This window comes from Pyxidicoccus sp. M6, from assembly GCF_055568925.1.
On the sequence record NZ_CM145714.1, the window covers coordinates 10,459,859 to 10,474,874 of the forward strand.

Genomic DNA, 15,016 nt, shown 5'->3' on the forward strand with positions numbered 1-15,016 from the left:
ATGTCATTCCTCGCGGGATTCCGCGTGCCCTGATGCGAGCAGGGCTTCGATGTCGCCGCCGGCGTCCTGCTCCAGCAGGGCCAGCAGTTGTTCCAGCTCTTCTGGGTCGGCATGGGTGGACTGCGCCTGCACCAGGTGGACGGAGAGCCGGGCAATGCTCGGGTTTTCGAAGAGCGCACTCAGCGGCAGCTCGACGCCGAGCTCGCTGCGAATGCGGGAGATGGTTCGGGTCGCGAGCAGGGAGTGACCTCCCAGCTCGAAGAAGTCGTCGTGGATGCCGACTCGCTCCACGCCGAGGATTTCGGACAGGATGCTCGCGAGCTGCCGCTCGATGTCGCTGCGCGGCTCGACGTACGGCTGGTCGGAGGCGATGCGAGCACCAGAGACATCCGGCAGGGCCTTGCGGTCCACCTTGCCGTTGGACGTGAGTGGCAGTGCCTCCAGCGGCATGAACGCCGACGGAAGCATGTAATCGGGCAGCCGGGTCTTGAGGTTGCGGCGGACTTCGGCCACGTCGAGGGTGTCTCGGCTGTGACCGACGACATAGGCCACGAGGCGCTTGTCTCCGGCGCCCTGACCCTTGGCCACCACCACCGCATCCTTCACCGCGGGGTGAGCGCGCAGCGCCCCTTCCACCTCGCTCAACTCGATACGGAAGCCACGCACCTTCACCTGCGTGTCCGCTCGGCCGAGGAACTCCAGCACCCCGTCCGCTCGCCACCTCGCGAGGTCTCCCGTGCGGTACATCCGCTCCCCAGGCACCTTCGCGTGCGGGTCCGGAATGAAGCGCTCCGCCGTCAGCTCCGCACTGCCGATGTAGCCACGCGCAACGCCCTCACCCGCCGCGTACAGCTCTCCGGCCACTCCCACCGGCACCGGCTTCAACGCCCCGTCCAGCACGTACACCCGCGTGTTGCCGATGGGACGGCCAATCGCCACCACTTCGCCCACCTGCGATGCGGCCGTCATCCGGTGGCAGCTGGTGAAGAGCGTGTTCTCCGTCGGGCCGTAGCATGCCGTCACCGGCACTCCCAACTCCTCCACCACTCGCTTCACGTGCGGCGCAGACACCACGTCTCCACCCGTCAGCAACTGGTGCAGCCCCTTCAGCACCTCCACGTCCGCGTCCACCACCTGCGAGAAGAGTCCCGCCGTCAGGTGCAACGTCGTGACTCCCTGCCCCTTCACCACCTTCTTCAACTGCTCCACGTCCCCCACCGGGCCCGCCGGGTACACCACCAACCTCGCCCCGTTCAGCAGGCTGCCCCACACTTCCAGCGTCGACGCGTCGAAGGAGACGGGCGCGATGAGAAGCAGCGTCTCCTCTGGCCCCAGGTGCGCGTAGTTGGCGCCCTTCACCGTCCGCAGCACGCTTCTCTGCTCCGTCCCCACTCCCTTCGGCTTCCCCGTGCTTCCAGACGTGAAGTCCACGTACGCAAGGTTCCGGCCGCCTACTCCGCTGCGAGGTGCGTGCTTCGGCTGCTGGGCCAGTGCCTCAGCCACCTCGTCCAACAGCACGCACTCCAAGCCCTCCACCGGCAGTCGCTCCGCCAGCGCGCGCTTCGTCACCACCACGCGTGGCTTCGCCTCCTCCACCATGTGCTCCAACCGCGCGCGCGGGTACTCCACCTCCAGCGGCACGTAGGCACCACCCGACTTGGCAATGGCCACCAGCGCCACCACCAACTCCACCGAGCGCTCCAGGCACAGCGCGACGCGCTCTTCCGCCCCCACGCCCTTGCCGCGCAGGTAGTGCGCGAGCTGATTCGCACGCGCGTTGAGCTGCGCGTACGTCAGCCTCTCCTCCCCGCACTCCACCGCCATCGCGTCCGGCCTCAAGGCCACCTGACGCTCGAACTCCTCCGCGATGCTCGACTCGCGCGCGTACTCCTGCCCCGTCGCATTCCACTCCACCAACACCCGCTGACGCTCCGCCTCCGTCAGCAGCGACACGTCCGCCAGTCGCTCGTCCGCGCGGGCCACCAACTCCAGCAGCGCGCCCCTCCACTGCTTCAGCAGCACTTCCATCCCGCTCGGCTCGAAGCGCGGCGTCTCGAACGCGAGCCGCAAGCGCATCCGGTCGCCGGGGATGACCGACAGCGTGAGCGGATAGTTCGTCTTCTCTCCGAGCCACACGTCCCGCACGTTCAGCCGAGTCGTCCTGCTCTTGATGGAGTCATCGATGGGGTAGTTCTCGAAGACGAGCAGGCTCTCGAAGAGCGGCTGCCGGCGAGGGACGTCACTCCAGCCCTGCACCTGCACCAGTCCGCTCTGCTCGAACTGCCGCTGCTCTGCCTGCTGCTTCTGCAAGGCCTTCAGCCACTCCGCGACGAACTCGTCTCCGGGCAGGCGCACACGGACCGGCAGGCTGTTGATGAAGAGCCCCACCATCCCTTCCACGCCTTCGAGCTCCGCGGGCCGGCCCGCCACCGTCGCGCCGAACACCACCGAGGACTCGCCCGCGTGACGTCCCAGCACCAGCGCCCAGGCGCCCTGCGTCAGCGTGTTCACCGTCACCTGGTGACGCTGAGCGAAGGCCTGCACCACCGAGGTCTCCGCATCCGTGAGCAGCACGCTCGACTCGTGCTGGCCCCTGGCCCCCTGCTGACCACGAGTCTCCAGCGGCAGCCGCGTCGCGGCGCTGATGCCTTGGAGCGCCTCGCGCCAGTAGGTTTCCGCCTTGTTCGAGTCCTGCTTCGCCAGCCACGCGATGTACTCGCGATAGGCGGGGCGGGCCTTGCCTCTGGGCTGTGCGCCCGTGCTCAGCGCCTCGTAGGTGCTGAAGACCTCCTCCAGCACCAGGCCGAGGCTCCAGCCGTCCAGCAGCAGGTGGTGGTGGCTCCAGACGAACCGCCACCGGTCCTCGCCCAGCTTCATCGCCGCCATGCGCATCAGCGGCGCCTTGCCCAGCTCGAAGCCCTGGCGGCTGTCCGCCTTCAGGTACTCATCGAGCGCGCTCCGCTGCTGCGCCTGCCCGAGGCCGCTCCAATCGAGATCCTCCCAGGGCAGCACCACCGCGCCCTGCACCACCTGCAGCGGCTCCTCCAAGCCGTCCCACGCGAAGCGCGTGCGGAGCACGGGAAGCCGCTCCACCGCGCGCTCCCAGGCGGCTCTGAAGGCCGCGAGGTCCAAGCCACCGCGCACCTCCCAGGTGAGCTGCTCGACGTACACGCCGCTTCCGGGCTCCAGCAACGAGTGGAAGAGGAGCCCCTGCTGCAGCGGAGACAGCGGGTAGACGTCTTCCACGCCCTCGCCACGGCCCAGCACCTTCTCCAACTGCGCCGTGCTGGCCTTCACCAGCGGGAAGTCCACCGCCGTCCACAATCCCGCATCCGGCTCCTGCTTCTCGCGCAGCAGCTTCTTCAGCTGCGCCTCGTACTCCTTCGCCAGCGCGTTGATGCTCTCGTGGTGGTGCAGCTCGCGGCTGTACTCGATGGCCACTTCCAGCCGGCCGCCCACCACCAGCCCATTCACGCTCAGCACGTGCCCGCGCTTCTCACCCGTCGCCTGGGCCGCTCCTGAAGTATCCGTCGAAAGAGCGAAGCGCTTCGACTCGGCTGCGATTCCGTCCACCTGACCGAGGTAGTTGAAGATGACTTCGGCCCTGGGCAGTGCACCCAGCTTGCGCCGCGTCTCTTCGTTGCCGAGGTACTTCAGCAGTCCGTACCCCAGGCCCTTGCCCGGCACGCGCCGCACCGACTCCTTCACCGCGCGCACCCACGCCCCAGCTGTCTCCTGCGCAGGCGCAGCCACCACCACCGGGTACACGCTGGTGAACCAACCCACCGTGCGCGACACGTCCAGCCCGACTTCCTCTTCGCGCCCGTGGCCCTCCAGCTCCACGCGCAGGCTCAGCGAACCCTCCGCGCTGCGCTCCTTCGGCCCACTCCACTTCGCCAGCGCCGCCGTCAACGCGGCCAGCAGCACTTCGTCCACGCGAGCGCGGTACGCACCGGGCACTTCCCTCAGCAGCGCTCCCGTCTCTTCCCGGCTGAGCTCCAGGCGGACCTCTCCCTCCAGCCCCGTCTCATTCCGCCCGCCCTCCACGTCCACCGGCAGCTTCGCCACCGACTTCGCGCCCTGCTCCTCCCAGTACGCCAGCTCCCCTTCCACCGTCCCCGCGTACTCACCCAGCTTCTTCGCCCACTGCTGGTACGAGGCCGTCTTCGGGCCCAGCTCAATCTCTTCCCCTCGGCTGGCCTGCTCGCACGCCCTCTCCACGTCCTCCACCACCACCCGCCACGAGACGCCATCCACCACCAGGTGGTGCACCACCACCAGCAGTCGCCTTCCCGCCTCTCCCATCTCGAAGAGCACCGCCTTCACCAGCGGCCCCTTCTCCAAGTCCAGGCTGCCCTGCACCTGCGTGGCCACGCGCTCGAGCTCCGACGCGCCCGCGCCGCGCAGGTCCATCTGCTCCAGCTTCAGGCTGCCGGCCTCTTCCACCCCGGCATTGCGCTGACGCCACTCCCCTTCCACCTTCTCGAACCGCATCCGCAGCGCGTCGTGGTGCCTCACCACTGCGCTCAGCGCCTTCTCCAGCACCGCTGCTTCCGTCCCCGCCTTCACCTCCAGCAGGACGGCTTGATTGAAGTGGTGAGCCTTGTTCCGCCCCTGCGCGAAGAAGTGCCGCTGAATGGGCGTCAGTTCGACCGGTCCTTCCACCGGCTCCTGCTGCGCCACGCTCACCGCCGACTTCGCCACCTGCGCCAGTTCTTCGATGGTCTGCCGCTGGAAGAGCTGTCTCGGAGCGATCTCAACTCCGGTCCTGCGTGCTCGCGAGACCACTTGCAGCGTGAGGATGGAGTCGCCGCCCAACTCGAAGAAGTTGTCCTGCACGCCGACGCGGTCGAGCCCAAGGACCTTCGCCCAGACGTCGGCCAGTGCCTTCTCCACTTCCGTGCGCGGCGCCACGTACTCGCGCGCCAGCTCCGGGCGAACGCCTTCCGGCTCCGGCAGTGCCTTGCGATCCACCTTGCCGTTCGAGGTCAACGGCAGTGCATCGAGCGCCACGAAGACCGAGGGCACCATGTACTCGGGCAGCCGCGACTTCATGCCATGGCGCAGCTCGCTCACGTCCAGTGAGTTGGGACCGTGGCCGACGACGTAGGCCACGAGGCGCTTTTCTCCGGCGCCCTGGCCCTTGGCCACCACCACCGCATCCTTCACCGCGGGGTGAGCGCGCAGCGCGCCCTCCACTTCGCTCAGCTCGATGCGGAAGCCGCGCACCTTCACCTGCGTGTCCGCTCGGCCGAGGAACTCCAGCACCCCGTCCGCTCGCCACCTCGCGAGGTCTCCCGTGCGGTACATCCGCTCTCCGGGGACGGAGGCATGCGGGTCCGGAATGAAGCGCTCCGCCGTCAGCTCCGCACTGCCGATGTAGCCACGCGCAACGCCTTCGCCCGCCGCGTACAGCTCTCCGGCCACTCCCACCGGCACCGGCTTCAACGCCCCGTCCAGCACGTACACCCGCGTGTTTCCAATCGGCCGCCCAATCGCCACCACCTCGCCCACCTGCTCGGGCCTCGTCATCCGGTGGCAACTGGTGAAGAGCGTGTTCTCCGTCGGGCCGTAGCACGCCGTCACCGGCACTCCCAACTCCTCCACCACTCGCTTCACGTGCGGCGCCGACACCACGTCTCCGCCCGTCAGCAACTGGTGCAGCCCCTTCAGCACCTCCACGTCCGCGTCCACCACCTGCGAGAAGAGTCCCGCCGTCAGGTGCAACGTCGTGACTCCCTGCCCCTTCACCACCTTCTTCAACTGCTCCACGTCCCCCACCGGGCCCGCCGGGTACACCACCAACCTCGCCCCGTTCAGCAGGCTGCCCCACACTTCCAGCGTCGACGCGTCGAAGGACACGGGCGCGATCAGCAGCAACGTCTCCTCTGGCCCCAGGTGCGCGTAGTTGGCGCCCTTCACCGTCCGCAGCACGCTTCTCTGCTCCGTCCCCACTCCCTTCGGCTTCCCCGTGCTTCCCGACGTGAAGTCCACGTACGCAAGGTTCCGGCCGCCTACTCCGCTGCGAGGTGCGTGCTTCGGCTGCTGGGCCAGTGCCTCAGCCACCTCCTCCAGCAGCACGCACTCCAAGCCCTCCACCGGCAGTCGCTCCGCCAGCGCGCGCTTCGTCACCACCACGCGTGGCTTCGCCTCCTCCACCATGTGCTCAAGCCGCGCTCGCGGGTACTCCACCTCCAGCGGCACGTAGGCACCACCCGACTTGGCAATGGCCACCAACGCCACCACCAACTCCACCGAGCGCTCCAGGCACAGTGCGACGCGCTCCTCCGCGCCCACGCCCTTGCCGCGCAGGTAGTGCGCGAGCTGGTTGGCGCGCTCGTTGAGCTGTGCGTACGTCAGCCTCTCCTCCCCGCACTCCACCGCCACCGCTTCAGGCCTCAAGGCCACCTGTCGCTCGAACTCCTCCGCGATGCTCGACTCGCGCGCGTACTCCTGCTCCGTCGCGTTCCACTCCACCAACACCTGCCGCCGCTCCGCCTCCGTCAGCAGCGGCAGCTCCGACACGCGACGCTCCGGCTCCGCGACGGCTGCCTCCAGCAGCACGCGCAGATGCCCGAGCATCCGCTGCATCGTCGCTTCCTCGAAGAGGTCGGTGCTGTACTCCAGCGTCCCCTGGAAGCCCTCCGCCGTGTCCGCGAGCGACAGGGTGAAGTCGAACCGGGACGTGCCGACATCCACATCCTTCAGGCTTGCGCGCAGCCCCGGGAGCGCCAGCTCCGACTGGAGGTCCTGCTGGAGGATGAACATCACCTGGAACAGCGGCGAGTACCCCAGCCGCCGCTCGGGCTGGAGCGCCTGAACCAGCCGCTCGAAGGGCAGGTGCTGATGCGCGAAGGCTCCCAACGTCACCTCGCGCACGCGACCCAGCAACTCACGGAAGGACGCTCCGTCCTCCAGCTTCGTGCGCAGCACCAGCGTGTTGATGAACACGCCGATGAGGTCCTCCACCTCCGCTCCGTGGCGGCCGGCCACCGGAGTTCCCACGCTCACGTCCTGCTGTCCGGAGTACCTCGACAGCAACACCTGGAGTCCTGACAGCAACACCATGAAGGGCGTCACGCCCTCGGCGCGGCTCAGCGTCTTCAGCGCGCTGGAGAGCTCCCGGGGCAGGTGCACCGGCAGGAGCGCACCGCGGAAGCCCTGGACCGCCGGACGCGGCCGGTCCGTCGGCAACTCCAGCACCGGCGGCGCCCCCGCGAGCTGCTCGCGCCACCAGGACAACTGCGCGTCCACGACCTCGCCTCGCAGCCACTCACGCTGCCACTGCGCGTAATCCCCATACTGCACGGGAAGCGCCGGCAGCACGGGAGCACGGCCCTCCACGAGCGCGCCGTAGACCTGCACCACCTCGCGGACCAGCACCCGCAGCGACCAGCCATCCGAGACGATGTGGTGCATCGACAGCAGCAGCACATGCTCACGCTCACCGAGCCGCAGCAGCGTGGCCCTCAGCAACGGTCCTCGCGTGAGCTCGAAGGGACGCCGAGCCTCTTCGCGAGCCCACCGGTGCGCCTCGGCCTCGGCTCCCTTCAGCTCGACCACGTCCAGCAGCGGGCCGGACTCCACGGGCCGCACCATCTGGACGGGCCCGTCCTCCGACTCACCAAAGACCGTGCGAAGCGATTCATGCCGGCGGAGGACCTCGCGGAGTCCCTCCTCCAGCGCGGCCACGTCCAGCGTCCCCTCCAGCCACACCGCGCCGGAGATGTTGTACGCGGAGTTGCCCGGCTCCATCCGGTCCAGGAACCACAGCCGCTTCTGCGCGAAGGACAGCGGCGCCGGCCCCTCGTGATGCACGGGCCGCACCGGCGGCGGAGCGGAGGACGACTCATCCCGGGACAGCGCCTGGAGCCGCTCCACCAGTCGAGCCACCGTCGGCGCCGAGAACACCTCGCGCAGCGGTACCTCCACGCCCAGCGACGCGCGCAGTGCCGACACCAACCGGGCCGCCAGCAGCGAGTGCCCGCCCAGCTCGAAGAAGTCATCGTGGAGCCCCACCCGCTCCACCTGGAGCAGGCGTGCCCAGAGTCCCGCCACCAGCTCCTCGGTGGGCGTGCGCGGCGCGACGAAGGCCTCGCGGCGCGGCTCCAGCGAGCGACCCTCCGGCGCGGGCAGCGCCTTGCGGTCCACCTTCCCGTTGGGCGTGAGGGGCAGCGCTTCCAACACGACGAAGGCCGACGGCACCATGTACTCCGGCAGCCCGCGTCGCAGGTGCTCGCGCAACGCGCCCACGTCCAGCGTCAGCCCCGCGCGAGGCACGGCGTACGCCACCAGGCGCCTGTCGCCGGGCACGTCCTCCCGAGCCAGCACCACCGCGGCCTGCACGTCCGGGTGGCGCGCGAGCGCGGACTCCACCTCTCCCAGCTCGATGCGGAAGCCGCGCACCTTCACCTGGAAGTCCGCGCGGCCGAGGAACTCCAGCGTCCCATCCGCCTTCCAGCGCGCCAGGTCTCCGGTGCGGTACAGCCGCGCTCCTGGCCGGCCGCTGAAGGCGTCGGGCACGAAGCGCTCGGCCGTCAGCTCCGGACGACCCCGGTAGCCACGCACCACGCCCGCGCCGCCGATGTACAGCTCTCCCGCCACGCCTACCGGCACCGGGCCCAACTGCGCGTCCAGCACGTACAGCTCGGTGTTGGCGATGGGCCGACCAATCGAGACCGGCGACTCGGCCGGTACCACCGTGTGCGTGGAGGACCAGACCGTGGTCTCCGTCGGCCCGTACATGTTGAGCAGCCGTCCGGGAAGCCGCCGCTCCAGTGACTCCGCCAGCGCGGGAGGCAGGGCCTCGCCGCCCACCATCAGGCAGCGCAGCGTGCCGAGGACGTCCTCCGCGCCCGGCTCCAGCAACAGCGCCTGCGCCAGTGACGGCGTGCCCTGCAGATACGTGGCGCCGTGCGCGCGCAGTCCCGCCAGCACCGCGGCCGCGCCCACCTCGTCACCGTGCACCACCACCTGGAAGCCGCGCGCCAGCGTCCACAACAACTCCAGCACGGAGATGTCGAAGGAGACGCTGGTGACGGCCAGCCACACGGGACGGGGGCCCACCGGCACACGCTCGTCCATGCCGGCGAAGAAGTTGGCCACGTTGCGCTGCAGCACCTGCACGCCCTTGGGACGCCCCGTGCTGCCGGACGTGTAGAGCACGTAGGCCAGGTGCTCCGGACCCGCGCCATGGCCAGGGCCCCGCGCGGACTCCGCGTCGCGCGACTCGGCCGCATCCAGCAGCACCGGGCGCACGCCCTCGACAGACAGGGTGCCGGCCAGCGACGCCTGCGTCAGCAGCAGCCGCGCCCCCGAGTCCTCCAGCATGTACGCCAGGCGCTCCACCGGGTAGCCCGGGTCCAGCGGCAGGTAGGCGCCGCCGGCCTTGAGGATGCCCAGCATGCCCACCACCAACTCCACCGAGCGGCGCGCGCACAGGCCCACCACCACCTCGGGCCCCACGCCCAGCTCGCGCAGCCGCAGCGCCACCGCGTTGGCCCGGCGGTGCAGCGCCGCGTACGTGAGCCGCTGCTCACCACAGACGAGCGCCACCGCGTCCGGCGTGCGGGCCGCCTGCGCCTCCAGCAGCGCCGCGAGCCCCGCTTCTTCATACGGACGCGCGGTGGCGTTCCACTCCACCAACACCCGCCGCCTTTCCTCCTCCGGCAGCAGGGGCAGCCGCGACAACGTGCGCGAGGGCTGCGCCACGGCGCCCTCCAGCAACGTCGCCACGCTCGCCGCCAGTCGCGCGGCGGTGGCGGGCAGGAAGAGGTCGGTGCTGTACTCCAGCGTCCCCTCCAGCCCGTCCTTCACCTGGTGCAGCGACAGCGTCACGTCGTACTGCGACGTGCCGGTGTCCACATCCTCCAGGCGGGACTCCAGGCCGGGCAGCGACGGCGCCGCGGCCGAGGCGGGCTGGAGGATGAGCATGGCCTGGAACAGCGGCGCATGACTCCGAGAGCGCGCGGGCTGCAGCGCCTGCACGAGCAGCTCGAAGGGCACGTCCTGGTGCGCATACGCCCCGAGCGTCACCTCGCGCACCCGCGCCAGCATCTCGCGGAAGGTGAGCCGGCCCTCCACGTGCGTGCGCAGCACCAGCGTGTTGATGAACACGCCCACCAGGCCCTCCACCTCCGCGCGCTGCCGGCCCGACACCGGCGTGCCGACGCACACGTCCTCCTGGCCGGAGTAGCGGTGCAGCACCGTCTGGAAGGCGGCCAGCAGCACCATGAAGGGCGTGACGCCCTCGCGCACGGCGAGCCCGCGCACGGCCCGCGTGAGCTCCGCGGACAAGCGCACGGGCAGCTTCGCGCCCCGGTACGTCTGCACCGGCGGGCGCGGAGCATCTCCCAGCAGCTCCAGCACGGGCGGTGCCCCCGCGAGCCGCTGACGCCACCACGTGAGCTGCGACTCCAGCACCTCGCCCTTCAGCCACTCGCGCTGCCACGCGGCGTAGTCCACGTACCGCACCGCCAGCGGCGGCAGCGCGGCGTCCCGGCCCTCGCGCAGGGCCGCGTAGAGCGCCGCCACCTCGCGCACCAGCACGCCCATGGACCAGCCGTCCGCCACGAGGTGGTGCACCACCACCAACAGCACGTGCTCGCGCACGTCCGCCCGCACGAGCAGTGCCCGCATCAGCCCTTGCGACACATCAAAAGGGCGGCGCGCCTCCTCCCGAAGGCGTCGTTGCAGCTCCGCCTCGCGCCTCGGCGCGGGCACGCCCGACATGTCCACGAGGGGCAGCGCCACGTCCACGGCGGGCAGCACGCGCTGCACGGGCACTCCGTCCTGCTCCATCACCGTGGTGCGCAGGGCTTCGTGGCGCCGGGTCAGCTCACCCAGCACGCGCTCCAGGGCCGCCACGTCGAGCTCGCCGGACAGCCTCACCGCCGCGGGGATGTGGTGCAGCGCACTGCCCGGCTCCAGCCTGTGCAGGAACCACAGCCGCTGCTGCGCGAAGGACAGCGGCGCGGCACCCTCGCCCGGAATGCGGGTGAGGGCCACGCGCGCGCCCCCATCGCGCTTCGCGACGATGCGCCGGGCGAGCTCGGAGAGGCTCGGCCCCTGCAGCAACACCTCCATGGGCAGCGCCACGCCCAGCCCCGTCTCCACCTCGTTCGCGAGCTCGACGGCGGCCAGCGAGTCGAGACCGTAGCGGGTGATGGGCTCCTCCACCCGGAGCTCCTCCGGCCGCAGCTGCAGCCGCGCCGCCAGCCGGGCCGCGAGCCACGCCTGCACCGCCTCCAGTCGCGTCGGCTCGCCCTCTCCGCCCAGGGCACGCACCGTGCCGCCGCCCGTGGTTCCTGACGGAGTACCGCCCGAAGACGGTCCACCCGAGGGAGCGCCGCCCGAAGACGGTCCACCGGAAGGGCCACCATCGGACGGAGGGCCCTCCTCCTCCCAGGAATGCACCACGCGCAGCTCACCCGCGAGCCAGGCTGCGCGGGTGGCCCTGCGCTGCACCTTGCCGCTGGACGTCTTGGGCAGGCTCCCCGGCTCGATGAGCACCACCGCGTGGGGGCGCACCTCGTGCCCCTCGGCGAGGCGTTGACGGATGGCGCCCAGCGCGGCCTCGGCCGCCTCCAACTGCTGACGCAGATTCGAGTAGCGGCGCAGGTCCACCTCCTGCACCAGCACGAGCCGCTCCTGCCCGCCCGCTTCCACCGCGAAGGCCGCGCCCCCGCCCGGCCTCAGCGCCGGGTGGCTCCCCTCCATGGTGAGCTCGAGGTCCTGCGGATAGTGATTGCGCCCGCGGAGGATGATGAGGTCCTTGAGCCGCCCCGTGACGAACAGCTCTCCATTCGCGTCGAGGAAGCCCAGGTCCCCCGTCCGCAGGAAGGGCCCGCGCCCGTCCACCAGCTTCCCCTGGAAGGCCGCCTCGGTCTCCTCGGGGCGCTGCCAGTAACCGTGCGCGACGCTCGGCCCCGTCACCCAGACTTCGCCCACCGCGCCCACCGGGCAGGGCTCGCGCAGCTCGGGGTGCACCACCCGCAACTCCTGGCCCTCCAGCACCGCGCCGCAGCCCACCAGCGTGCGCGCCACCGTGCCCGCGCGCGGCGGCTCCGCGAGGCCCTTCTCCAGCGCCTCGCGGTCCAGTTCGCGCAGCACCGGCGCGTGGCCCTTCGTCGCGCCCGTGACGATGAGCGTCCCCTCCGCCAGGCCGTAGCACGTGTAGAGCGACTCCCGCCGGAAGCCGCTCGGCCCGAAGGCCTCCACGAAGCGCTCCAGCGTCTCCGCGCGAATGGGCTCCGCACCGCAGAAGGCCACCTCCCAGCGGCTCAAGTCCAACGTCCGGCGCTGCTCCTCCGTCACCTTCCGCACGCACAAATCAAAGGCGAAGTTGGGCCCGCCGCTGATGGTGCCCCCCGTGCGCGACAGCACCTCCAACCACCGGAAGGGATTCTTCAGGAACGTCAGCGGCGACATCAGCGAGCACGGGAAGCCCCGGTACAGCGGCTGGAGGATGCCGCCGATGAGCCCCATGTCGTGGTACGGCGGCAGCCAGATGACGCCGACGCTGTCGTCCCGCACGCCGAAGGCCGAAGAGATGAGCCCCAGGTTGTGCAGCAGGTTGCCGTGGCTGAGCATCACCCCCTTGGGCGTGCCCGTGGACCCCGAGGTGTACTGGAGGAACGCCAGCGACTGCGCGTCGTGCTCCGGCCGCTGCCAGCCCGATTCCCCGCCCTCGGGCAGCTCGTCCGTCGCCACCCACCGCAGCGCGGCCAGATCCGGCGCCAGCTCGAAGAGGGCCTCCTTCATCGACAGCACGAAGGACGTGGTGAGTACCGCCGTCGCCCGCGCGTCCTGGATGATGGCCCGCAGCCGCGGCAGCGTCCGCTCCAGCCGCATCGGGTCCGGAGGGTAGGCCGGTACCGCCACCACGCCCGCGTAGAGGCAGCCGAAAAAACCCGCGACGTATTCCAGCCCCGGCGGATACAACAACACCGCGCGCTCACCCGGAGCGGTGGACGCCTGCAGTGCCGCGCCAATCCGCCGCGCCCGCACATCCAGCTCGCGGTACGTCAGCTCCGTGTCGGGCCCTTCCTCCTCCACGAAGCTGTAGAGGCGCTCCCCCGGTTTCTCCTCCACCCGCGCCAACAAGATATCAACCAACGACCCGGGACGCGGGAAGCGAACTGCGGACATTACATTCCTCGGTGATTAAGCCAACTTGACGAGAAGAGCGCGCTTGGCCGAGAGCCCTGTAATCGCCCTTAAAACGACTTTCACTGAGAAGACACCTATACAACTTTATTGCTTGTGGCAAACTGGGCGATGCCCGCGGCCGGTCGGGTTCCCCGACTCGCGACCGTGAGCCCGGACGACCCGCCATCACCTGGGCGGGCGTGTTTCACCGAGGACCGTGGGATGTCTCAGCCAGCGCTGTACCTGAAGCAGAACGTCGTCACCGAGCCGCTCTACAACCAATGGTACGCGTGGTGGTTTCTCGCCTCGCCCATGACGGCGCCGCTCTTCGTCGCCAACCTCCATGTGAAAATCATGGAGTCCTTCGTGGCCAACCCGGCCATCCACGTGGCGGCGCTGAAGAGCCCCGCCCTGCGAGGTGGACCCTACCTCAACTACGGCGTGGACCGCGTGGCCGAGGTGAAGGAGTTGCTGGAGCGCACGCTGAAGGAAGAGGCGCTGTCGCTCCAGTACGCGAAGGCCATGCTGGAGCTGGACAAGCTGCTGGCCACCGCCGAGGGCTACTCGCTGGAGGACCTGTACCCTCGCGTCCCGGACCTGCTGCGCGGCTACGTGGAGCTGACGTATGACTTGAACAACCGGGCCACGCCGCGCTTCTTCGAGCCACTGCTCTACCGCAGCCCGTTCCACCGCGAGTCGTCGCAGAGCCTGTCCATGCGGCTCATCCACAAGGACGCGCGGCCGTATGTCTTCAGCACTCCCCGTCTTGATACAGCGGACGGCAGCCTCCTGGTGAAGGTGCCCTACCGGCACGAGGCCATCGACCAGCTCTTCGCCATGCGCCGCACGCCCGCGCCGGTGGAGCCGGTGCGCGAGGCGCTGGGCATCCAGGAGAAGGACCGGGACACCTTCGCTGCCTTCTTCACGGAGGAGCCTCCGCGCCCCGCGCCCCGGTATGACGGCGACGGCGTGCGCGTGCGCTACTTCGGCCACGCGTGCGTGCTCATCGAGTCACGCCACGTCAGCATCCTCACGGACCCCGTCGTCAGCTACGACTTCCCCACGGACCTGCCGCGCTACACCTTCGCGGACCTGCCCGAGCACATCGACTACGTCCTCATCACCCACGGCCACGCCGACCACCTGATGTTCGAGCCGCTCCTGCAGCTGCGGCACCGCATCGGCACCGTCGTCGTCCCCGCGGCCGGCGGCGGCCGGCTGGCGGACCCGTCGCTCAAGCTGATGCTCAAGCACGCGGGCTTCAACAACGTCGTCGCCCTGGCGGAGTTGGAGTCCCTCCCGATGAAGGGGGGCGAGCTCATCGGCCTGCCCTTCATCGGCGAGCATGGCGATTTGGACATCCAGGCCAAGCTGGCCCACCTGGTGAAGCTGGAGGGCAAGTCGTTGTTGATGGCGGCGGACTCCAACGCGCTGGAGCCGCGCCTGTACGAGCACGTCCACCGGGAGGTGGGCCACATCGACATGATGTGGCTGGGCATGGAGTCCGAGGGCGGTCCGCTCAGCTGGATGTATGGGCCGCTGTTGCCCACGCCGCTGCAGCGGAAGATGGACCAGTCGCGGCGCCTCAACGGCTCCAACGCCGTGCGCGCCATCGAAATCGTCCGGCGGCTCGAGCCCGGTCAGGTCTACATCTACGCCATGGGCCGCGAGCCGTGGATGGGGCACGTCATGGTGATGGGCTACCACGAGAACTCGCCCCAGCTCGTCGAGTCCCGCAAGCTGCTCGCGTACTGCGCGGAGCACGGCATCCCCGCGGACATGCCCTACGTGCAGGCCGAGTACTTCCTGCGCTGACGCCCCGCGTGGCCCGGGACACCCCGGGCCCCGAGGCACCTCCCGAGGTCTC

The 15,016-nt window shown here is 70.0% G+C and carries 2 protein-coding genes; one reads left to right on the forward strand and one right to left on the reverse strand.

Annotated elements, in window-relative coordinates; translation table 11 throughout:
• Window positions 1-3: 3 nt before the first annotated feature.
• Entirely contained in the window at window positions 4-13,149 is a 13,146-nt protein-coding gene (locus ACVTJA_RS41000; protein WP_465828729.1) for an amino acid adenylation domain-containing protein, read from the reverse strand.
• Between the two features lie 222 nt (window positions 13,150-13,371).
• On the opposite strand from ACVTJA_RS41000, the gene ACVTJA_RS41005 reads away from it, so the two are divergent.
• The gene (locus ACVTJA_RS41005; RefSeq protein ID WP_465828730.1) at window positions 13,372-14,964 is read left to right on the forward strand and encodes an MBL fold metallo-hydrolase; all 1,593 of its coding nucleotides are present in this window, start codon (window positions 13,372-13,374) and stop codon (window positions 14,962-14,964) included.
• The last annotated feature ends 52 nt before the right edge of the window (window positions 14,965-15,016 follow it).

Excerpts from the sequence above, each read along its gene's own strand:
- ACVTJA_RS41005 (WP_465828730.1), top strand. The coding sequence starts at position 13,372 with ATGTCTCAGCCAGCGCTGTACCTGAAGCAGAACGTCGTCACCGAGCCG.
- ACVTJA_RS41000 (WP_465828729.1), bottom strand. The coding sequence starts at position 13,149 with ATGTCCGCAGTTCGCTTCCCGCGTCCCGGGTCGTTGGTTGATATCTTG.